Genomic DNA, 21,411 nt, shown 5'->3' on the forward strand with positions numbered 1-21,411 from the left:
TATGCGTTACGCTTTTTGAGCTTTAATCCAATTCTTAAGATGTGAAAAGTCATCATAAAGCATTAATTTTTCAACTTCAATTCTTGACTGTCTCGATTTATAAACTTGACTCGACTCAATAGATTGTTTACTTGGATTATCATTTATTTTAATTATACCATTTTCTTCGTAAATAAAACTTAGGTCAAGAAATACTTTTAAAATAAACTTTAAAGTATTTGGCTTAATATTTAAGTATTGACATAATTGTAACCCTTCTTTTTCTAAGTTCATTTCTTTCTTAGTAAATAGTGCCCTATAACTTTGTTTAAATAGATGAGCACTCGGTAACCCCTCAAAATAAATTGAATGTTGATGGTGTAATACTAAATAGAGTTGTGAGTATTCTAAATGTTTTAGAGATTGTGTAACACTATCTAAATCAGTTGGTAAATCACGAAACACAATCGTATTATATGATGAATCAATTGTTTCACCGTAGTGGAAATAATTCTCACCTAACTTCTCTTTTTTAGAATGAATGACAAAAGCAACATTATTAGATGACGTATCAATATTAAGTTGTTTACGTTTACTTCTATAATCTAATATTTGCTCATTTTGAGTCGCTAAATCTTGTATAATCATTTGAGGTGTCTGATTGTTATTCCACTCATTTATTTGTAAATGTCCTATGATATTGACAGGTTGGCCTAATTCTATTTGTGTAATTAAACCACCATTTTTCCAAAATAAATGTTGTAACTTAGCTTGACCAGTTACTAATTTTAAATGATTTTTATCTTTTCCAATCGCTTTAACATCATTAACTTCTGTATCATCCAATTCAAATAAAGGTTTGTCAAAATCAGTACCAAACGGTTTCAGTATTTTAATATCATGAATATTTGATACAGTAATGTCATCTTCTGAAAGTTTAGTCGTAATATGTTTTGTTGGTTCTAAAGAAGTATGTTTAGAAAGCTGAACCATCCACTCATTTAGTCCTTTTGATAATGCATCAATATTATCAATCTCCATCGTCATTCCAGCTGCCATATGATGACCACCAAATTTAGATATCAAATCTTGATGTGCACTTAAAATTTCGAACATGGACACTTGTTCAATACTTCTAGCTGAACCTTTTGCATGATGTTGTTCTAAATCTATATTTAAAATAAGAGTGGGTAAAGCATAAGTTTCTACAATTTTTGAAGCCACAATACCTAATACTCCCTCATGCCATCCTTCTTTAGCTAAAAGTAAAAATTTGTCGCCATTTTCAACTTTTTCATTAGCCATCAATAGGGCTTCTTCTGTTATTTGAGCTACAATATCTTTACGTTCAATGTTAAATGCCTCTACTTGTTCAGCTAAAAAATTCGCCTCTTCAGAATCTTCTGCCATCAGTAATTCCGCTGCTAATGACGCATCTTCTAATCTACCTACCGCATTTAAACGAGGTCCAATAATGAAACCAATTGTTTCTTCATCTATTTCATCATTAAATCCTGCTTGATTTAATAATGATTGAATTTGAAATGGACAGGATTGATTTAAATATTTAAGACCTTCTTGAACAATCGTTCTGTTTTCATCAGTCAGTGACACTAAATCTGCAATCGTCCCAATAGTTGCAAGCGCTATGAAATATTCTGGAGGATGATCTATTAAACATTGCGATAATTTGTATGCGACACCAGCTCCACATAAATATTTAAATGGATATTCAAATTCTGGATGCATAGGATGAATAATGGCATATGCTTTTGGTAATGTACGGCCTATTTCATGATGGTCTGTAACAATTACATCGACTCCCAATGCTTGTACCATTTCAATTTCTTCATGACCTTGTATTCCATTATCAACTGTAATAATAAGTGATACGCCTTCATCGTAAGCATTTTGAAAGGCGTATTTATTTGGGCCATAACCTTCGCTAAATCGATTAGGAATATACCAACCGACTTCAGCGCCCAATTTTTGCAGTGTTTGAACTAATATCGTTGTAGATGTTACGCCATCAGCATCATAGTCTCCATATACTAATATTCTTTCATGTTTATCAATCGCTAAATTAATTCGATCAACAGCTTTTCGCATATCACTCATTAGCCATGAATCATGCTTTTTATTTGTACCATTAATTAATGTATTTATCTCATCATACTGTGTAATCGATTTACTTTCTAAAATCTTTCTTACAATAGGAGATAAATTAAATTCCTTAATAATCTCAGACGATATATCTTGTTTAGGTGCTTCATAAAGCCATTTATATTTAGATTGAATCATAAAGTTATCCTTCCTTTTTCCACAAGCAATTATACCTAAAAAAAGAATAAATAAAAAGAGGAAGAAACACTGAATTCAATTAGAATTCTTTTGTTTCTTCCACTAATTTTATATCATGTATTTAATTATACTAAGATTTTTTCATCATTTGATTTTTTCTCTTTATAAACTACAAGCTTACCGTTCTCAGATTTTTTCAACTGATGTTTCTTCATGATGCCCCATAGTGGAACTGCAATAAAGATAGAAGAGAATACACCAGATAATAATCCAATAAGTAATGCTAATGAGAAGTTAAACAGACTTGATGCACCAAAGATCAGTATGGCGATAACTACTACAACGACTGTAAGAACTGTATTAACAGAACGAGTCATCGTTTGTCTAATAGATCGGTTAACAATATCATCGATTTGATGAGGTTCTGTTATGACTTTAATTTTATGAAGATTTTCTCTTACACGGTCGAAAGTAACAATTGTATCATTTATTGAATAACCTACAATCGTTAAGATTGCAGCGATAAACGTAATATCTACTTCAAGTCTTAATAAACTGAATAAAGCAACGATAATAAATACATCATGAAGTAATGCTAAGACAGCAGAAAGCCCCATTCTCCATTCGAATCTTAATGAAACATAGATAATAATCCCAATAGCTGCATAAATTAATGCTTTCATTGCATTTTTAGCTAACTCTTGACCAATCATTGGAGAGACTGTGTTCACTGTCGGTTTATGACCATATTGATCATTAATGACTTTATTAAGTTTCAAAGTTTCATCTTTAGATAAATCATTTTTAAATTGAACTGTTGCTTGTTTATTGTCATTACCATTAATTTGAATTTGATCAGGTGTCAAACCAACATCTTTAATCGTACGTTCAACTTTAGTTTGAGATAACTTCGTATCAGAATCAAGATCTACTCTTGTACCAGCTGAGAAATCAATACCTAAGTTAAGTTTAAATATACTTAGAATAATTATACCAATTACTAAAATTAAAATACTTACTCCAATTAATGGTTTTGCTAATTTAACAAAATTCCATTTTTCAAAAGCTGTTTTTAAGTCATGAACATCTACACCTTCATTGATATCATGGCGATTATTTTTATTTACACCAAACATCCAATATTTCTTCTTAAAGTAATTAGAAGAAACTAAAAGTGATAATAGTCCTCTTGATAAAAAGACAGCTGTGATGAATATCATTAAAATACCTAATAATAACATCGTAGCAAATCCTTTAACTGAACTTTGACCAAAGAAGAATAACACTGCTGCTGCTATAACAGTTGTTAAGTTTGAATCAAAAATCGTTAAGAAAGAACTTTTATTTGCTTTAGAATAAGCCTGTTTAAGCGTTCGTCCTACTCTAAGTTCATCTTTAATCCGTTCATACATGATGATATTTGCATCTACAGCCATACCTACACCTAATACTAAGGCAGCTAAACCTGGTAATGTAAGTACACCTGAAATAAAGTTAAATGCTACCAATGTTAAATAAACATATACTGTTAAAGCAATCACTGCCACAATACCTGGTAATCTGTAAAAACCTACCATAAATAAATAGATAATTGCAACACCAATCATTGATGCAAAGATTGTTTTATCTAATGCATCTTGACCAAATTGTGCACCTACAGAATTAGAATAAACTTCTTTTAAATCAACTGGTAATGAACCTGCATTTAACAATTCTGCAATTTGCTTAGCACGTTCTACGCCTTGTTGACCCTGGAAGCCACCTGAAATTTCTACACTGTCTGAATTAATAGGTTGATCCACCGAAGCGGCTGAAACGTATTTCCGTTTATCTTCAGGTTTATCCAACTCTTTATGATAGCTATCACCTTTTTTATAATCTAACCACACTACCATCATGTTTTCTTGTTTTTTAGAAATTTCTTCTGTAACTTTTTTAAATTTCGCGCGATCTTTTAATTTAAAAGTGACTGCAGGTTCGTTTGTACCTTGTTTAAATTCTTGTTTTGCAGAACCTTGTACAATATCTTTACCTGTTAATTTAACATGATCATTAGCATCACGTATAGTCAGATTTGCTTGTGAAGACAAAATTTTCCGAGCTTCATCAGGATTTTTTACCCCTGCGAGCTGTACCCTAATTCTATCAGGGTCTTCAACTTGAATATGAGGCTCAGATACGCCTAATACATTAACACGATTTTCTAAAGTTTGAGCAGTAGATTGTAAAGCCTTATCATCGATTTTACCATCACCGCCAAGTGGTTTAACTTGATATAATACTTCAAAACCACCTTGTAAATCCAAACCTAGATTTACATTCTTAACTACATTCTTATATGTAAAGCCCATACCTACAAATAGTAGCGCTACAATGAGTATGAATGCAATTATTCTACTTGTTTTTTTCACATGAACACCTCATTATTTAATTATGTAATTAGAATAATCTTTTAATAAACCATGTGCAAGTGAATTAAAGATTACATCTATGTGACAAGACTTATCTATCTTAACATAACCTTTTTATTAGTGTAATCACGATAGCTAGTTAATAAAAAAACATTCCACGACAATTTGTTGTCTGGAATGTCTTGTTATTATAATTTATGATGGGTCAACTTGTTTAATCGCAGGTTTTTCAAATGTCATTTCAGTACCATGACCATTTACTGTGATTACAACTGCTGTTTCATCCACAGCTTTAACAGTTCCTTTGATTCCACCAATAGTTGTAATTTTTTGACCTGCTTCGATACGACTAATCATTTCACGATGTTCTTTCGCACGTTTTTGTTGCGGTCTAATTAAAAAGAAATAAAATACTATAATTAAAATTATAGGCAAGATTAATGCTGAAACATTCATTATATTGTTCTCCTTATTAAAAGTTTTTAGGGTTCTCTACATTTAGCCCATATTGTTCGAAAAATTCTTCTTTAAAATCTAATAAACGATCTTCTCGAATGGCCTGTCTAATATCTTCCATTAATTTTAGCAGAAAATGTAAATTATGAATAGTAGTAAGACGGATACCAAACGTTTCCTCTGCTTTAATTAGATGTCTAATATATGCACGTGTATAATTCTTACAAGTATAGCAATCACAATTCGCATCTATAGGACTAAAATCATCTGCATATTTAGCATTTTTTATAACCAATCGTCCTTGAGATGTCATGCATGTTCCATTTCTAGCTATGCGTGTTGGCAACACACAATCAAACATATCCATACCGCGAATGCTACATTCTATTAATGCATCAGGTGATCCTACTCCCATTAAGTATCTTGGTTTGTCTTCTGGCATAAATTGAACCGTATGTTCAACCATATCGTACATCACTGGTTTTGGTTCACCTACAGATAAACCACCAATAGCATATCCAGGAAAATCCAATGATACAAGTTCTTTAGCACTTTGTTCTCTTAAGTCTTTGTACTCTCCACCTTGTATAATACCAAATAATGCTTGGTCCTCTGGACGTTGATGTGCTTCAAGACATCGTTTAGCCCATCTTGTTGTACGTTCAATTGAATCTTTTACGTATTTATATTCGGCAGGCATAGGCGGACACTCATCAAATGCCATCATAATATCTGAACCTAAGTCATTTTGAATTTGCATTGATTTTTCTGGACTTAAAAACAACTTAGAGCCATTTGTATGATGTCTAAATTCGACACCCTCTTCTGATATTTTTCTAAGATTACTCAAACTAAACACTTGGAAACCACCAGAATCTGTAAGAATAGGGCCATCCCAATTCATGAACTTATGTAAGCCCCCAGCTTGTTTGATAATATCATTTCCAGGTTGTAACCACAAATGATACGTATTTCCTAATATAATTCTAGCTTCAATTTGTCTTAACTCTTCTGGACTCATTGTTTTAACTGTTGCTTTCGTACCTACTGGCATAAACATGGGTGTTTCAAATGAGCCATGGGGTGTATGAACAATCCCTAAACGTGCACCTGATTGCTTACATGTTTTAATGTGCTCATAAGTTACTGCTGGCATAATCTGTACCTCTCATTCATTAAATTATTAACATTGCATCTCCAAAACTAAAGAATCTATATTTAAGTTTTACCGCTTCTTTATAAGCATTCAAAATGTATTCACGACTACTAAAAGCAGAGACTAACATCACTAATGTTGATTTGGGTAAATGAAAATTAGTAATTAACCCATCAATTGCTTTATATTCAAACCCTGGATAAATAAATATATCTGTCCAACCACTTGTAGCGACAAATTGTTCATGATCACGACGAATTGTTTCTAACGTTCTAGTAGACGTCGTACCTACAGAAATAATTCTATGCCCATTTTCTTTAGTTTTATTCAGCATATCTGCCGTTTCTTTAGTCATTTGATAGTACTCACTATGCATTTCATGATCATCAATATCCTCCACACTTACTGGTCTAAAGGTACCTAGGCCAACATGTAGTGTAATAAATGCAATATTGACACCTTTGTCTTTTATTTTCTGTAAAAGCTCATCTGTAAAATGTAACCCTGCAGTAGGCGCTGCAGCGGAACCATTTTCTTTAGCATACACAGTTTGATATCTATCCGGATCATCTAAACGTTCTTTAATATAAGGTGGTAAAGGCATTTCACCTAACTCATCTAAGCGTTCTTCTAAAATACCTTCATAATGTAAACGCATAATGCGCCCACCTTGTTCTAATTCTTTTATACATTCAGCAATGATTTTGCCGTTACCAAATGATAAAGTATTACCTACTTTAATACGTTTTGCTGGTTTTAATAATACTTCCCAGTCATTGTCCTCTATTCTAGTAAGCATTAACATTTCTACCTTTGCACCTGTTTCTTCTTTTAAACCGAATAAACGTGCTGGCATAACACGTGTATCATTTAATACTAATGTATCTCCAGGTTCAAAATAATCCATAATATCTGTAAAGTGTTTATGTGCAATATTTCCGGTCTTTCTACCTAGCACAAGTAATCTACTTTGATCTCTATTTTTTAAAGGTGTCTGAGCAATCAATGATTCAGGTAAATGATAATCAAACTCCTCAACGTTCATATTATTCCCTCATTCTTTAATTTTTTTGAAATGTTCATAGGCAAATGGTGTCGCTTTTCTACCTCTTGGTGTTCGTTCTATAAATCCTTTTTGTATTAAAAAGGGTTCATAGACATCTTCGATTGTAATACGTTCTTCTCCAATTGACACTGCTATCGTATCCAGTCCCACAGGACCTCCATTATATTGATTAATAATACAATTCATCATTTTATGATCAATGTAATCTAAGCCTTCATCATCCACTTGTAATAAGTTTAGAGCTTGCTTTGTTGTTTCGATATAAATTTGTTCATCTTCATTTACTTGTTGAAAATCTCTTACTCTTTTTAGTAGTCGATTTGCAACACGAGGTGTTCCTCTTGAACGCTTAGCAAGCTCAACTGCACTTTCATCATCAATTTTTGTACCTAATACTTCAGCAGTTCGAATAATGATTTCTTTTAAATCTGATTCCGAATAGTACTCTAATCTTAAATGAACACCAAATCGATCTCTTAAAGGGCCTGTTAGACTTCCAGCACGTGTTGTCGCGCCTACTAGAGTAAAAGGTGGTAAATCAATACGTATACTACGTGCTTCATCACCTTTACCGATAATAATATCTAAGAAAAAATCTTCCATAGCAGAGTATAAAACTTCTTCTACTACACTACTTAAGCGATGGATTTCATCAATAAATAAAACATCTCCAGGCTGTAAACCTGATAAAATTGCCGCTAAATCTCCGGGTCGCTCTAATGATGGACCAGATACAGTTCTTATATTGACTTCCATTTCATTAGCAATAATATTTGAAAGTGTTGTTTTACCTAATCCTGGAGGACCAAAAAGTAATACATGATCTAATGGCTCATCCCTTAGTTTAGCCGCTTTTATAAAAACTTCTAAATTATTCTTTATTGATGATTGCCCAATATATTGTTTTAATTTAGTTGGTCTGAGTGAGAATTCAAAAGAAGATTCTTCATTGTGTAATGATTGATCTACCATTCTATCATCCATATTTATCCCCCCAGTTATCGTTCATAATATTAAGATATAAGCGTTTTTAAACCAATCTTAACTGCTTCATCAACAGAGTGGATGGATGTTTTATTAAGCACTTTCTCAACTTTAGAAAGCTCTCTCTTAGAGTATCCTAAAGCTGCAAGCGCTAATAACGCTTCCTTAATTATATTGTCATTTTCTTCAACTTGTCCCTCAACCTGTAATAAGGTCTCACTAGTCTCTTCTGTAATCTTAACTTTACCTTTTAAATCTAATACAATTTGTCGTGCAGTCTTTTTACCTATACCAGGAAATTTAGTTAGATAAGTATCATTTTCATTTTCAATTGCACGTTTAACTTCGTTAGGTGTACTTGTTGCTAGAATAGCTAAAGCTGATTTAGGGCCTATACCTGTAACTTTTATTAAGCTTAAGAACATCTCTTTTTCTTCTTCGCTAATAAAACCATATAATAATTGTGCGTCTTCTCTTACAATCAGTGAAGTAAAGACTTTACATTCTTGATTTAAATATTTTTGAAATCGATATGAATTTGGAGTTTGAATTTCATAACCGATACCATTAGACGTTTCTACAACAATATGTGTTGGAAACAATTGAGATAAATGTCCTTTTATATAAGCGTACATAGATACCTTCCTTACATACTCATACTAATTAATTCAACTTTATAAACATGTTGAATATTTCTCAAAGTGCCCATGACCTTTTCTATTGATAATGATTGATCTTTTGCACTCAAAGAGAGTGTAATCGTTGCTTTTTCTTCCATTGGAACACTTTGATGAATAGTTAAAACGGATAACGCTAATTTTGAAATAGTTTGTAATACTTGAGCAAGCATTCCTACAATATCATTAACATAGAGAATTAAGGTGAATTCACGGTGTTCAAAAATCTTTTCATCTACAGGAAAAATAGTATCTCTATATTTATAAAAAGCACTTCTTGATAGATTAAACTGCTTAACTGCTTCATAAATGGACAGTGTGGCATCATTTTTTAAAGCGTCTTTAATTTTAAGCGTTTTAACCACTGATTCTGGTAAAACGTCTTCACGTATTAAATAAAACTTTTTATAATCTTTGCTGTCCACTAAAAAGCCCTCCTATTCGACGAATTCAAATTCTCCCCCAAGTATTCTAACAATATCACCATTACTACATCCACGTTCTCTTAATGCATCATCAATACCCATAGAGCGCATTTGACGTGCAAAACGTCTTACTGCTGGATCACTATTAAAGTCTGTCATTTTAAACATGCGTTCGATTGCATTACCGCTTACTACATAGGCACCATCATCATCTCTTGTAATCGTAAATTTATCTTGAGATGGTGTATGTTTATATAATACGCGATTAACACCTGCATCTTCGTCTTCTTCTACACTAAAATCAATATCTTTTACTTCTTCTAATTTATCAGCAATTGTATATAGTAATTGATCAATATTATCTCTTGTAATTGTAGAAACTGGAACAATAGTTACATCTTCATCAATTTCTTTTTTAAATAATTCTAGGTTATCGTTTGATTCCGGTATATCCATTTTATTTGCCACTATAATTTGAGGTCTATCTTCTAATCTTTGTTTATAATTTATCAGTTCATTATTGATGATTTGATAATCTTCAAGTGGATTTCTTCCTTCAGAACCACTCATATCTATCATATGAACAATAACTTTTGTTCTTTCAACATGACGTAAAAATTGATGACCTAAACCGACTCCTTCTGAAGCTCCTTCAATTAAACCTGGTAAATCCGCCATCACAAAACTTCTATGATCAGGTGTTGAAACCACACCTAAATTTGGTTTAATTGTTGTAAAATGATAAGCTCCAATTTTAGGTTTTGCCTTAGATACAATAGATAACAATGTTGATTTCCCTACACTTGGGAATCCAACGAGTCCCACATCAGCAAGTAGCTTTAATTCTAAGGTAACATCTAGTTCTTCTCCAGGTTCTCCATTTTCACTAAAGTCTGGAGCTGGATTTCGAGGGGTTGCAAAACGTGAATTTCCACGACCTCCACGACCTCCACGAGCAATAACTGCACGTTGACCTTCTTCAACTAAATCTGCTAAAACTTCTTCAGTTTCTACACTTTTAATAATGGTACCAGGAGGCACTTTTAAAACTAAGTCTTCCGCATTTTTACCATGCATATTACTACTTTGACCATTTTCACCTTTTTTAGCCTTAAAATGACGTTGAAATCTAAAGTCTAAAAGTGTTCTTAAACCTTCATCAACTTCAAAAATGACTGAAGCACCTTTACCTCCATCGCCACCAGCAGGGCCACCAAATGGTACATATTTTTCCCTACGATAAGCAGTAATACCATTACCTCCATCGCCTGCTTTTAGAGATATTTTTACTTGATCGACAAACATATATCTCACCTCTTTTTATATATTTTATTAATTCATCGCTAATATTATATCATTAACTCTAAAACGTTAGATTCTATTATAATCATTTTTAAACAAAAATAAAACACCAGAAGTCTTCACTTCTGGTGTTAATTAGACAAAAATTATTCAGCTACTGCATATACAGAAACTTGTTTTTTGTCGCGACCTTTACGTTCGAAACGAACAACGCCGTCGATTTTAGCGAATAATGTATCATCGCCACCACGACCTACATTTTCACCAGCATAAATTTTAGTACCGCGTTGACGATATAAAATTGAGCCACCTGTTACGAATTGACCGTCTGCACGTTTAGCACCTAAACGTTTTGATTCTGAGTCACGACCGTTTTTTGTAGAACTTACCCCTTTTTTAGATGCGAAGAATTGTAAGTTTAATTTTAACATCGGGATACACCTCACTTATAATTTAATCTTATATTTTCATTATATTCATCTTCAATCGTTTGTAAAGACACAAGCATTGCTTGAAGAATTAATTGTGCTTGCTCATTGTTAGTGTCTACTGATCTAATGTGAAAATGACCACCGTCATCATCATAATCAATATCCGGATTTTCAGAAGTTAAACTTAAAATAGCATTCACACTTCCAAAAAGAACAGCTGAAGCCCCTGCACAAACAATATCATAGCCATAATCACCATGATTAGCATGGCCATCCATGATGACGTCTGTTACTTTACCTTCATCATTAATTGAAATATCAACAGTAATCATAATTAAGCGTTGATTTTATCAATTGTTAATTTAGTATAAGGCTGACGATGACCTTTTTTACGTTTTGAATCTTTACGACGTTTGTAAGTGAAAACAGTAATTTTTTTACCGCGACCTTGTTTGTTCACAGTAGCAGTTACTGTAGCTCCTTCAACAGTTGGAGCACCAACTTTAACTGAATCTCCACCTACAAATAATACTTTATCAAATGTGAATGAATCACCTTCATTAACATCTAATTTTTCAACGAAGATCTCTTGACCTTCTTCTACTTTAATTTGTTTACCGCCTGTTTCGATAATAGCAAACATACCTTGCACCTCCTATAATTATAAGTCACGCCATATACAGGTGATAAAATATAACATTTTAACGCTTAAACCTGTATTTGAGCGGTTGTATGTAGCTATAAAACTACTCAACTATTGCATCTTACCATTACTTATATTCAATGTCAATCTATTATATTGGCTTTTTAAAGAATTTAAAGAATATAGGCATCAAAATAATTAATAAAATAATATTTAATATAAGTGTTGGGATAATACGTAGTAATATAAAGTTTAGTAAATCAAATTCTACATAGCTAATAACAGAATATATAATTGCTACAAATATTTCAAGAATCATTACACCAATGATACTGAACCAATATACCATAATATAGTCTCGGTAAAAAATCTTCAAGAACTTATTAAATATTGTTATTAAGAATATATAACCAAACAAATATAAACCATATACACTGCCAAAGTAGATATCAGTTATCATACCTAAAAAAATGCTTAGTAATAATGTGACCATAAATGGTCTATAAATTGATAAAAGTAATAAATACATTAGAGTTAAATGAGGAACTAAGATAAATGTTAGGTTGCCTATATGAAAAGGAATAACCAAACCAATAAGTGTATCAAGATAAAAAACGATGATACCGATCATTATATAAACGAACGCTTTCATTATCGAGTCTCTCTTTCATTGAAATCCGTGTTATTACTTTTTTTCGCTATGTATACATGTTGAATATCTGATAAATTTGCTCCAGTTTTCACCCTCACTTCTTTTGCTAAACCATATTCATCATTTTCTACCTTCGTCACTTCTCCTATGTATAAATCACTTGGCAATTGATCGGCTAATCCACTTGTTACTACTTTGTCACCTTTTGAAATTTTATCCTTATTATTGATATTACTAATAATTAATTCCTGAGTTTTATTATCATAGTGATCAATTAATCCAAAAACATTTTTAGAATGATGTTGAATATTGACTGATAGTTTTCCAGCTCTTGTATTCGTTGAAAGTAAATCAACTTGAGAAGAAAATTGATTCACTCTAGTTACTCTTCCAATTAAACCATCACTAGTAAACACTGCCATATTATTGCTTACACCAGCTTTTTTACCTTTATCAATAATCACAGTATTCATCCATTGATCTGGATTACGTGCTATGATGGCACCTGAAATTGCATCGTATTTTGAAGCATCAGTCATATCAAGTTCTTTTTTTAAGTTTTTATTTTCCGCTTCTAATGCTTCGTTTTTTGCTTTTAATTGATTAACTTCATTATGATTTGATTTGTTAGATTGAAAGAAGTTACCTATAGCTCCAGTCACAAAATTGACAGGGTAACTAATTACTCTCTGACCAAATGACACTGAGTCCCCCACATATTGCTCAGGAGGTGATTGAGTTTGTGAACGAATGGACAAACCAATCAATGCAATAAAAATAATTATTGCACAAAAAACAACAATTAACTTGTTATTTTTAAAAAAATTTAACACTCATAACACCTCTACTATTTATTTTAAATTATTATATTCTATTTTATATTACTCTAGGATTGAAATAAAGAATAATATTAAATATTATCTTCAAAGAAAAAAAGGAACAAGTTAGAATCTTCATTGAATTCTAGTACTTGCTCCTATCAAATGTCATCTTATTTAATTTTACGATTCTTTATTCGGCTTATCTTTTTTATCTTCTTCATAGAGCGTTTCGTCTTTTCTCCATTTAGAAAATAAATTTTGTGCTTTTGCTTGTTCATTTGCCTGTTTTTCTTTAGATTGTTCAGACATACATTACACCAACCTTCAAAAGATTATTGTATCTATTTTAGACATTAACGCATTTATTTATTTTTTTCAAATTATATTTTTTAATACTCATTCTGAGGTTTTAAAGTGATTGATTGTCCTAGGCGATTTAATTCCTGTTCCATTTCAATTTCCGTACTAAAGACTTTAATCGTATCACTTCCGAATTTATAGATGATAAATTCATTATCTCTTTGCCCTACAATGTAATTATCATTATATCCCATTCTAACTATACCTGAAACTTCCATAAATTCTTTTTTATCTATAAATTTAAACACATTTTTTGTTTGACTAGCAGGAATATTCTGAAGTAAATGATTTTCTTCTATAGTATAACTTTTTCCATTAGTAGGCACTGGTGTTGATGCTTGATTACTTGGCAAGAGCTCGAATTGGTTATTGGGAGGTTGATTCATAGGATTCCAGTCCTGTTCTCTTAAAAACGGGGCATATTTTAATGCAAAATAAACAATACTAAGGATTGCAATAACTGCTACTATATTTTTAAAAATACTAAAAACCATTCGCAATAAAATCCCTCCAATTTTAAATCTAAATTATTATAAATATAAAATAGATTTTATCCATCGGTCTAAAGAAGTAAATTAAGTAAATTCTTAAGACTGATTAACATTTTCTTAAAATATATTATAATAATTAATATCACTCGTAAAATAAATTTAGAGGAGTGTGAGAAATGAACATTCTTACAATTATTTTACTTATCTTGCTTGCAGTTATACTTTTTAAAGTAGGATTTGCACTTTTAAGATTTTTAATCTCTGCTGCTTTTATTATTCTCGGACTGTATTTAGCCTATCAAGGTGTTCTTTGGATTTTAGAAAATTTTAATGTGCTTTCAGCTTATATAAGATAATGAAAAAGCTAGTTACTTTTCAATGTAATTAATACAATCTACCCTTTATTAATTCGTTTATGATTGTATTGTATGAAAAGTTAACTAGCTTTATTTACGATTGCTTTGAGACAAGTATTCATAAATTTTATATATTGTTGCTAATAGTAATCCAAATATCGTTCCAGTTACTATATCACTAATGAGTAAAATATATAATTGAGTATGCGTATGGTTGACGAATACTCCAATAAAAGAAAAAATTGTAATACCAACAATCGATAATAACACGGTATTAAGCGTTTCTTTTAAACGAATTGTTTTTTGTTTAATATTCAATCTCATTATGTAAATAATAGGTATTAACACCCCTATGATTAAAATTAAAGTCATCATACACCTCTAAATATATAATTAAGGCTTATTATACTAAAATTTTAACAATGAGACTATAAATAATTTTTAATCTTTTATACGAAATACCCCTCCTCTACTAAACTAGTAAATTTTTGATCACCGATAATAATGTGGTCAAGTAATTCAATGCCAAGAATTTGTCCACATTCTTTAAGTCTAATGGTAGTAGCAATATCTTCTTTTGAAGGCGTCACATCTCCAGATGGATGATTATGAATCACAATTACTGCATTACATGAAGCTCTAATGGCAGCATTAAAGACTTCTCTTGGGTGTATCACTGAAGAGTTTAATGTTCCTATAAATATAGTTTCTTCTTTTATCACTATATTTTTAGTATTTAAAAATAAAGCAACTAAATGCTCTTGAGTTAAATCTTTCATTTTAGACATCATCATATCTGCGACATCTTTAGGAGATTTAATCTTTACTTTTTCAATTGAATTACGTTTATTTATTCTTTCTCCCAATTCGAAAGCGGCTTTTAGTGTCACTGCTTTATGCAATCCTATACCTTTTATTTTTAACAAATCATGTATTGAAAGTAATTTTAATTCTTTTAAATTATTTACTTTATTAATCATTTCATTTGCAATATCAATACTTGAAACCCCTTGTCGTCCAGTGTTAATTAAAATTGCTAATAATTCACTGTTAGACAAACTTTTTTCACCATATTGAATGAGTCTCTCTTTAGGAAGCTCACTTTTGGCCATATCTTTAATTTTCAAAAACATCACCTTTTCTTTATTAGTTACATAATATTGTTGGAAAAATTAATTAATAAAATATATGAGATTGAAATAAAAGGAATAAGTGGGATTTTACGTATCTTAAAACGAAACAAGATGATATAAAACATAAGACCAATTGCACAAGTTAATAATATTAGATGAAGTATAAATTCATAAGTATAAAATATAGAAAGTATACTAAGTAATAAAATATCACCGTACCCTATACTTTTAGAATTTAACAGAAAAAATGTATGTAATAGAAAGAAAATAAATATAAATGAAATCAAATGTAATGAAGAAATATAGATACCGACAAAGAAAAAAACGAGGATTAAGTTACTGTTGATTGTTAATGTTTGAATATCGGTTAGAGACATCGTTATCAACATTAAACAAGTTAATATAAAGAGAGAATAATTTATATGTATATCGATAAATATTAAATATGGGACAATAAGAAACGATAATATTTCACCTATAATATAGGAGCGTTTTAAAGGATTTGAACAGCATCTCGAGCGTCCTTTTAAGAATATGAAACTTAATAATGGTATAGTATCAAACCACTTTAATGATGTATGACAATAATCACATTGTGATCGTCGCTTGAAATATTGAAGATTCACTTTCTCTATACTTGAAAATTGATATAAAAAACTAAATATTACACTACACGTAAATGCTAATAATACTATTATACTGATCACCTCATATCATTCATTATAACTAAAATATGGTCTAAGTAAATGGAATAACGAGGATTAGATTAAATTCATTTCAATAAATAAATATATCTTCTTTAAAGCATTTTAAATTCAATAAAATGAATAAAACCTTTATTAAAAATAATCAGTCCACTCTTAATCTATCAATTATATAACTAATAAAAAAGCTATGAAGAAGTTTAATTTGTAACTTTCTTCATAGCTATATTTAGATATTTAACATACTATATATTATGAATTAAATTCAACTTTCGATTTTACTTCACTTATAAAATATAAACTGCCTGTAATCAATAAGCCCTCACCATCATAATGATTTATAAAATCTACATAATCATCAATATATTCGATGTTATCAGCATCTATACTCTCAAGTAATTCTTGTTTAGATAAGGCTTTATGAAAATCAAATTCAGTAAAATAAAATGTACCAGCTAAATTTTGTAATTTACTTAACATTTCGTTTACAGGTTTACCTTTAATGGCTGAAAATAAAACATCCATTTTCTCAAAATCATAATAATTTTTGATTGTTGAAACTAATGCTTCAACACTTTCATTATTATGTGCTCCGTCAATAATAATAAGAGGTTTTTCTTTAACTTGCTCAATACGTCCTGTCCAACAAACACTTTCAATAGCATCAATCATTTTATTAAAATCTAATTCAATAATATTTTCTTCGTTCAACTCTATTAAAGCTGTAATAGCTAATGAAGCATTTTCTTTTTGATGATCACCTATCATATCTAAGATGATTGTTTCTAACTCATAATCTTTATATCTATAAGTAAATTCATCATCTTCAGATACAATAATGATTTCTCTATCTAGTTCAATTGGCTTTGCATTCTGATTTTCCGCTAAATCTCTAATGTATTTTAAAGCTTCCTCATTTTTGACTGCATAGATGACGGGTACATTAGGTTTTATGATAGCACCTTTATCTTTTGCGATATCTAAATACGTACTTCCTAAAATATCAGTATGATCTAATCCTATACTTGTCAAAATTGAAAGAATAGGAGTAAACACATTAGTTGAATCATTTTTAATTCCTAGTCCCGCTTCTACAATAACAAAATCTACAGGATGTATCTCTCCAAAATATAAAAACATCATTGTTGTTATAATTTCAAATTCTGTTGCAGAACCGAGTTCGGTTTCTTGTTCTAACGCTTCACTTACTGGTTTAACTCGCTTTACTAATTCAACTATTTCGTCATTTGAGATCGGATAACCATTTAAACTAATTCGTTCATTAAACGTTTCAATAAAAGGAGAAGTAAATGTTCCAACTTCATATCCATTCTCAACTAATGCAGCTCTTAAATAAGCTACTGTAGAACCTTTACCATTTGTTCCACCCACATGAATACCGCGAATATTTAATTGAGGATTATTTAAGTGGTTAAGCATCCATTCCATTCTTTTAACACCAGGTTTAATACCAAACTTAGTGCGCTCATGTATCCAATATAAGCTATCTAGGTAATTCATTGACAATTCTCCTATGCTTTTAATTGTTCAATTCTGTTTTTAACACCATTATATTTTTCTTGATATTTTTGTTGTTTTTCGCGCTCTTCATTTATAATTTTTTCAGGTGCTTTATTAACAAAATTCTCATTTGATAATTTTTTATCAACACGGTCTAATTCTTTTTGAAGTTTGTCTAACTCTTTCTCTAAACGTTCAATTTCTTTATCCATATCAATAAGTCCTTCTAACGGTAAAATGACTTTACCAGCAACTACTACCGCTGTCATCGCTTTTTCAGGAATATCTACATTTGTATCGATGGTTAATTCACTTGGATTACAAAATCTATGAATATAATCCGCATTTTTTTCTAAGATTGTTTTAATTTCTTCATTTTTAGCTTGAATGAGAATAGGGATTGATTTAGAAAGTGGTGTGTTTACTTCTACGCGTGATTGTCTCACAGATTTAATAATTTCAACTAATTGTTCCATTGTCTGTTTACTTTCATCAAACACAAACTCTTCTTTAACTGTCGGCCATGCTGCTTTTACAATTGTTTCTCCTTCATGCGGTAAACTTTGCCAAATTTTTTCAGTTACAAATGGCATAAATGGATGTAGCATTCTCATTATTTGATCAAGTGTATAACTTAGAACAGAACGTGTTGTTTGTTTTTGAGCTTCATCTTCACCATTCATTGGTATTTTACTCATTTCAATATACCAATCACAGAATTCATCCCAAATAAAGTTATATAAAGCACGTCCAACTTCACCAAATTCATATTTTTCACTCAGATTAGTAACGGTCTCTATTGTTTCATTTAGTCGTGTTAAAATCCATTTATCCGCTAAAGATAAATTACCAGATAAATCAATGTCTTCCACTTTAAAGTCTTCTCCAATATTCATCAAGCTAAAGCGAGCACCATTCCAAATTTTATTAATAAAGTTCCATACAGATTCAACTTTTTCGGTAGAATAACGTAAGTCATTACCTGGAGAAGAACCAGTTGCTAAGAAGTAGCGTAAACTATCTGCTCCGTATTTTTCGATGACATCCATTGGATCTACACCATTACCAAGTGATTTACTCATTTTACGACCATCTTCAGCTCTTACTAAACCATGAAGAAGTACATCATTAAATGGTCGTTTACCAGTAAATTCTAATCCTTGGAAAATCATTCTTGCTACCCAGAAGAAGATAATATCATAACCGGTTACAAGAACATTCGTTGGATAGTAACGTTGATAATCTTTTGCTTCTTCATTAGGCCAACCTAAAGTTGAGAATGGCCATAACGCACTTGAGAACCATGTATCTAACACATCTTCATCTTGAGTCCAATTTTCGATATCAGCAGGTGCTTCTTCTCCAACATATACTTCACCTGTTTCATTATGATACCAAGCTGGAATTTGGTGACCCCACCATAATTGTCTAGAAATAGTCCAATCTCTAATTTCTTCCATCCAACGATTAAATGTATTTTCAAAACGTGGTGGATAAAAATCAATTCGATTATCTGTTTTTTGATTATCTAGTGCTTGTTGCGCAAGTGGTTTCATTTTTACAAACCATTGTGTAGATAAATAAGGTTCTACTACTGCACCAGAACGTTCTGAATGACCTACAGAATGCATATGTTCTTCAATTTTAATCACTAAATCTTGAGCTTTTAAATCTTCTACTAATTTTTTACGACATTCGAAACGGTCTAAACCAGCATACTGAGATGCATTGTCATTCATTTTTCCATTTTCATCCATTACAATAATGTTTTCTAAATGATGTCTCTGACCAATTTCAAAGTCATTAGGATCATGTGCAGGTGTAACTTTCATAGCTCCACTACCAAATTCAATATCAACATACTCATCTGCTAAAATTGGTAATTCTCTACCTATAATTGGTAAAATCACTTTTTTTCCTATGACATCTTTATAACGTTCATCATTTGGATTAACGACTATAGCAGTATCCCCTAACATTGTTTCAGGACGAGTTGTGGCAATTTCAATATATCCATTACCATCAGCATAAGGATATTTAAAATGATAAAAATGACCTTGCACATCTTCATGAATCACTTCTATATCTGACAATGCTGTACGTGCGACTGGATCCCAATTTATAATTCGCTCTCCACGATAAATAATTCCTTTATTATATAAATCAACAAATACTTTTCTAACCGCTTTACTTAAGCCGTCATCAAGAGTAAAACGTTCTCTACTATAATCAAGACCTAAGCCTAATTTAGCCCATTGTTTACGAATAAAAGATGCATATTCTTCTTTCCAAGACCAAGCATGTTCTAAAAATTTTTCACGTCCTATATCATGACGAGAAATACCTTGTTCTTTTAATTTAGCATCTACTTTAGCTTGTGTTGCAATACCCGCATGATCCATACCAGGTAAATAAAGCGTATCGTATCCTTGCATACGTTTCATTCGAGTAATAATATCTTGTAATGTTGTATCCCAAGCATGTCCTAAATGTAATTTACCAGTCACATTCGGCGGCGGAATAACAATTGTATATGCTTCTCTAGATTCATCTTCTAGAGGTTTAAAGTATTCATTTTTTACCCATTCTTCATAACGCCCCGCTTCAACTTCACGAGGATTATACTTTGATTCCATTTTCATTGAAATAACCTCCTAAAATAAAAAAGCATCCTTCCTAATATATAGGACGGATGCTCCGTGGTACCACCTAAATTCAAGACGATACCTCCATATCTTCTTGCACTTATTTATGATTAACGCTCATACACGCTTCTATCTACTATTATATGTGTATTCAATAAAAGAACTTGTGGGCTACCTTCAGTTTGATCATTATACATATTTACACCGTCCATATGCTCTCTTTGATAAGTATCAAACGTACTCTTCCCAAAAAATATATTTAATTACTAATTAATAGTATAATAGAAAACAATGATAAGTCAATCTTTTGGAGGAATATTTATGAACGCATGTGCCTTTGGAACTACAGACCCTATTTATTTAGATTATCATAATAAAGTATGGGGACAACCAGATTTTAATAGTCTTTCACTTTTCAAATTACTTGCACTTGAATCTCAACATGCTGGTTTATCTTGGTTAACTATATTAAAAAAGAAAGAGGCTTATGAAAAAGCATTTCATCAATTTGATCCTATAAAAATTTCTAAAATGACAGAGAAAGATATTAATGCTTTAATGACCTTTCCAAATATCGTACATAATAGAAAGAAATTAGAAGCCATAGTATCTCAAGCTAAGGGTTATTTACAAATTGAAAAAGAATATGGTAGCTTCAGTAAGTTTTTATGGTCATATGTTGATGGACATCCTATTGACTTGCACTATAAAACTCCCTCAGAACGTATTACAGTTGATGAAAGAGCAAAACAACTTTCAAAAGATTTAAAAGCTTATGGTTTTAAATTTTTAGGACCTGTGACTGTATTCTCGTTTATGGAAGCGGCTGGTCTATATGATGCTCACTTAGAAGGATGTCCTTCAAAACCTAATCATTAAATATTAAAAGGAGTAGAA

The 21,411-nt window shown here is 31.1% G+C and carries 23 protein-coding genes and 2 other annotated features; of the genes, 2 read left to right on the forward strand and 21 right to left on the reverse strand.

Going from position 1 to position 21,411, the window contains the following annotated elements; genetic code table 11:
- Positions 1-6: 6 nt before the first annotated feature.
- The 16 genes from recJ to HMPREF2578_RS05555 form a co-directional block, all read right to left on the reverse strand.
- Entirely contained in the window at positions 7-2,280 is a 2,274-nt protein-coding gene (recJ, locus tag HMPREF2578_RS05485; protein ID WP_070508282.1) for a single-stranded-DNA-specific exonuclease RecJ, read from the reverse strand.
- A gap of 125 nt (positions 2,281-2,405) precedes the next feature.
- Entirely contained in the window at positions 2,406-4,691 is a 2,286-nt protein-coding gene (secDF, locus tag HMPREF2578_RS05490; RefSeq protein WP_070508283.1) for a protein translocase subunit SecDF, read from the reverse strand.
- A gap of 195 nt (positions 4,692-4,886) precedes the next feature.
- Positions 4,887-5,147 carry a preprotein translocase subunit YajC gene (yajC, locus tag HMPREF2578_RS05495; protein ID WP_002448938.1) on the reverse strand — a complete coding sequence of 87 codons (261 nt, stop codon included), beginning with the start codon at positions 5,145-5,147 and terminating at the stop codon, positions 4,887-4,889.
- A gap of 16 nt (positions 5,148-5,163) precedes the next feature.
- Positions 5,164-6,303, reverse strand: coding sequence for a tRNA guanosine(34) transglycosylase Tgt (tgt, locus tag HMPREF2578_RS05500; protein WP_017176162.1), 1,140 nt, complete (start codon positions 6,301-6,303; stop codon positions 5,164-5,166).
- 19 nt (positions 6,304-6,322) lie between these two features.
- Positions 6,323-7,348 (reverse strand): tRNA preQ1(34) S-adenosylmethionine ribosyltransferase-isomerase QueA, encoded by a 1,026-nt coding sequence (queA, locus tag HMPREF2578_RS05505; protein WP_017176161.1) that lies wholly within the window; start codon positions 7,346-7,348, stop codon positions 6,323-6,325.
- Between the two features lie 9 nt (positions 7,349-7,357).
- Positions 7,358-8,353 carry a Holliday junction branch migration DNA helicase RuvB gene (gene ruvB / locus HMPREF2578_RS05510; RefSeq protein ID WP_017176160.1) on the reverse strand — a complete coding sequence of 332 codons (996 nt, stop codon included), beginning with the start codon at positions 8,351-8,353 and terminating at the stop codon, positions 7,358-7,360.
- A 29-nt stretch (positions 8,354-8,382) separates the two neighbouring features.
- Entirely contained in the window at positions 8,383-8,988 is a 606-nt protein-coding gene (gene ruvA / locus HMPREF2578_RS05515) for a Holliday junction branch migration protein RuvA (protein ID WP_017176159.1), read from the reverse strand.
- A gap of 11 nt (positions 8,989-8,999) precedes the next feature.
- Positions 9,000-9,455 carry an ACT domain-containing protein gene (locus HMPREF2578_RS05520; RefSeq protein ID WP_017176158.1) on the reverse strand — a complete coding sequence of 152 codons (456 nt, stop codon included), beginning with the start codon at positions 9,453-9,455 and terminating at the stop codon, positions 9,000-9,002.
- 12 nt (positions 9,456-9,467) lie between these two features.
- A complete protein-coding gene (gene obgE, locus HMPREF2578_RS05525; protein WP_019835431.1) occupies positions 9,468-10,760 on the reverse strand; it encodes a GTPase ObgE in 1,293 nt (430 codons plus the stop codon).
- Positions 10,761-10,903: 143 nt separating this feature from the next.
- A complete protein-coding gene (gene rpmA, locus HMPREF2578_RS05530; RefSeq protein ID WP_002449010.1) occupies positions 10,904-11,188 on the reverse strand; it encodes a 50S ribosomal protein L27 in 285 nt (94 codons plus the stop codon).
- Between the two features lie 11 nt (positions 11,189-11,199).
- On the reverse strand, positions 11,200-11,520 hold the full coding sequence (locus HMPREF2578_RS05535; protein ID WP_017176156.1) for a ribosomal-processing cysteine protease Prp: 321 nt from the start codon (positions 11,518-11,520) through the stop codon (positions 11,200-11,202).
- 2 nt (positions 11,521-11,522) lie between these two features.
- Positions 11,523-11,831, reverse strand: a complete 309-nt coding sequence (rplU, locus tag HMPREF2578_RS05540) for a 50S ribosomal protein L21 (protein WP_002448968.1) — start codon at positions 11,829-11,831, stop codon at positions 11,523-11,525.
- Positions 11,832-11,844: 13 nt separating this feature from the next.
- Positions 11,845-11,928, reverse strand: a sequence feature (ribosomal protein L21 leader region).
- A gap of 54 nt (positions 11,929-11,982) precedes the next feature.
- Positions 11,983-12,483 (reverse strand): rod shape-determining protein MreD, encoded by a 501-nt coding sequence (gene mreD / locus HMPREF2578_RS05545; protein WP_017176155.1) that lies wholly within the window; start codon positions 12,481-12,483, stop codon positions 11,983-11,985.
- A complete protein-coding gene (gene mreC / locus HMPREF2578_RS05550; RefSeq protein ID WP_017176154.1) occupies positions 12,483-13,316 on the reverse strand; it encodes a rod shape-determining protein MreC in 834 nt (277 codons plus the stop codon). The genes mreD and mreC overlap by 1 nt, the downstream gene beginning before the upstream one ends.
- A 168-nt stretch (positions 13,317-13,484) precedes the next feature.
- On the reverse strand, positions 13,485-13,613 hold the full coding sequence (locus tag HMPREF2578_RS11305) for a hypothetical protein (RefSeq protein WP_017176153.1): 129 nt from the start codon (positions 13,611-13,613) through the stop codon (positions 13,485-13,487).
- Between the two features lie 80 nt (positions 13,614-13,693).
- On the reverse strand, positions 13,694-14,164 hold the full coding sequence (locus HMPREF2578_RS05555) for a DUF4930 family protein (RefSeq protein WP_019835432.1): 471 nt from the start codon (positions 14,162-14,164) through the stop codon (positions 13,694-13,696).
- 167 nt (positions 14,165-14,331) lie between these two features.
- Between HMPREF2578_RS05555 and HMPREF2578_RS05560 the strand changes: the two genes are divergently transcribed.
- Positions 14,332-14,511, forward strand: coding sequence for a hypothetical protein (locus HMPREF2578_RS05560; protein ID WP_002455241.1), 180 nt, complete (start codon positions 14,332-14,334; stop codon positions 14,509-14,511).
- Between the two features lie 90 nt (positions 14,512-14,601).
- Here the strand turns inward: HMPREF2578_RS05560 and HMPREF2578_RS05565 are convergent, their stop codons facing one another.
- The 5 genes from HMPREF2578_RS05565 to HMPREF2578_RS05580 form a co-directional block, all read right to left on the reverse strand.
- Positions 14,602-14,835, reverse strand: coding sequence for a hypothetical protein (locus HMPREF2578_RS05565; RefSeq protein ID WP_231911334.1), 234 nt, complete (start codon positions 14,833-14,835; stop codon positions 14,602-14,604).
- A gap of 125 nt (positions 14,836-14,960) precedes the next feature.
- Positions 14,961-15,638 carry a RadC family protein gene (gene radC / locus HMPREF2578_RS05570; RefSeq protein ID WP_017176150.1) on the reverse strand — a complete coding sequence of 226 codons (678 nt, stop codon included), beginning with the start codon at positions 15,636-15,638 and terminating at the stop codon, positions 14,961-14,963.
- A 23-nt stretch (positions 15,639-15,661) separates the two neighbouring features.
- A complete protein-coding gene (locus HMPREF2578_RS10840; RefSeq protein WP_002487997.1) occupies positions 15,662-16,351 on the reverse strand; it encodes a prepilin peptidase in 690 nt (229 codons plus the stop codon).
- A gap of 249 nt (positions 16,352-16,600) precedes the next feature.
- Entirely contained in the window at positions 16,601-17,869 is a 1,269-nt protein-coding gene (locus HMPREF2578_RS05575; protein WP_070436592.1) for a bifunctional folylpolyglutamate synthase/dihydrofolate synthase, read from the reverse strand.
- An 11-nt stretch (positions 17,870-17,880) separates the two neighbouring features.
- The gene (locus HMPREF2578_RS05580) at positions 17,881-20,511 is read right to left on the reverse strand and encodes a valine--tRNA ligase (RefSeq protein ID WP_002449015.1); all 2,631 of its coding nucleotides are present in this window, start codon (positions 20,509-20,511) and stop codon (positions 17,881-17,883) included.
- 39 nt (positions 20,512-20,550) lie between these two features.
- Positions 20,551-20,777, reverse strand: a binding site (T-box leader).
- Between the two features lie 58 nt (positions 20,778-20,835).
- Here HMPREF2578_RS05580 and HMPREF2578_RS05585 point away from each other — a divergent pair.
- Positions 20,836-21,393: a DNA-3-methyladenine glycosylase I gene (locus HMPREF2578_RS05585; protein ID WP_002448956.1), complete on the forward strand. Its 558-nt coding sequence runs from the start codon at positions 20,836-20,838 to the stop codon at positions 21,391-21,393.
- The last annotated feature ends 18 nt before the right edge of the window (positions 21,394-21,411 follow it).

Origin of the sequence: Staphylococcus sp. HMSC072H03 (assembly GCF_001809305.1) — a bacterium.
Taxonomy (GTDB): Bacteria; Bacillota; Bacilli; order Staphylococcales; family Staphylococcaceae; genus Staphylococcus; species Staphylococcus hominis.

Bases quoted from the DNA above. Each gene is read 5' to 3' on its own strand.
- recJ (WP_070508282.1), bottom strand. From the start codon at position 2,280: ATGATTCAATCTAAATATAAATGGCTTTATGAAGCACCTAAACAAGAT.
- yajC (WP_002448938.1), bottom strand. From the start codon at position 5,147: ATGAATGTTTCAGCATTAATCTTGCCTATAATTTTAATTATAGTATTT.
- tgt (WP_017176162.1), bottom strand. From the start codon at position 6,303: ATGCCAGCAGTAACTTATGAGCACATTAAAACATGTAAGCAATCAGGT.
- queA (WP_017176161.1), bottom strand. From the start codon at position 7,348: ATGAACGTTGAGGAGTTTGATTATCATTTACCTGAATCATTGATTGCT.
- ruvB (WP_017176160.1), bottom strand. From the start codon at position 8,353: ATGGATGATAGAATGGTAGATCAATCATTACACAATGAAGAATCTTCT.
- ruvA (WP_017176159.1), bottom strand. From the start codon at position 8,988: ATGTACGCTTATATAAAAGGACATTTATCTCAATTGTTTCCAACACAT.
- obgE (WP_019835431.1), bottom strand. From the start codon at position 10,760: ATGTTTGTCGATCAAGTAAAAATATCTCTAAAAGCAGGCGATGGAGGT.
- rpmA (WP_002449010.1), bottom strand. From the start codon at position 11,188: ATGTTAAAATTAAACTTACAATTCTTCGCATCTAAAAAAGGGGTAAGT.
- HMPREF2578_RS05535 (WP_017176156.1), bottom strand. From the start codon at position 11,520: ATGATTACTGTTGATATTTCAATTAATGATGAAGGTAAAGTAACAGAC.
- rplU (WP_002448968.1), bottom strand. From the start codon at position 11,831: ATGTTTGCTATTATCGAAACAGGCGGTAAACAAATTAAAGTAGAAGAA.
- mreD (WP_017176155.1), bottom strand. From the start codon at position 12,483: ATGAAAGCGTTCGTTTATATAATGATCGGTATCATCGTTTTTTATCTT.
- HMPREF2578_RS11305 (WP_017176153.1), bottom strand. From the start codon at position 13,613: ATGTCTGAACAATCTAAAGAAAAACAGGCAAATGAACAAGCAAAAGCA.
- HMPREF2578_RS05560 (WP_002455241.1), top strand. From the start codon at position 14,332: ATGAACATTCTTACAATTATTTTACTTATCTTGCTTGCAGTTATACTT.
- HMPREF2578_RS05565 (WP_231911334.1), bottom strand. From the start codon at position 14,835: ATGAGATTGAATATTAAACAAAAAACAATTCGTTTAAAAGAAACGCTT.
- HMPREF2578_RS05575 (WP_070436592.1), bottom strand. From the start codon at position 17,869: ATGAATTACCTAGATAGCTTATATTGGATACATGAGCGCACTAAGTTT.
- HMPREF2578_RS05580 (WP_002449015.1), bottom strand. From the start codon at position 20,511: ATGAAAATGGAATCAAAGTATAATCCTCGTGAAGTTGAAGCGGGGCGT.
- HMPREF2578_RS05585 (WP_002448956.1), top strand. From the start codon at position 20,836: ATGAACGCATGTGCCTTTGGAACTACAGACCCTATTTATTTAGATTAT.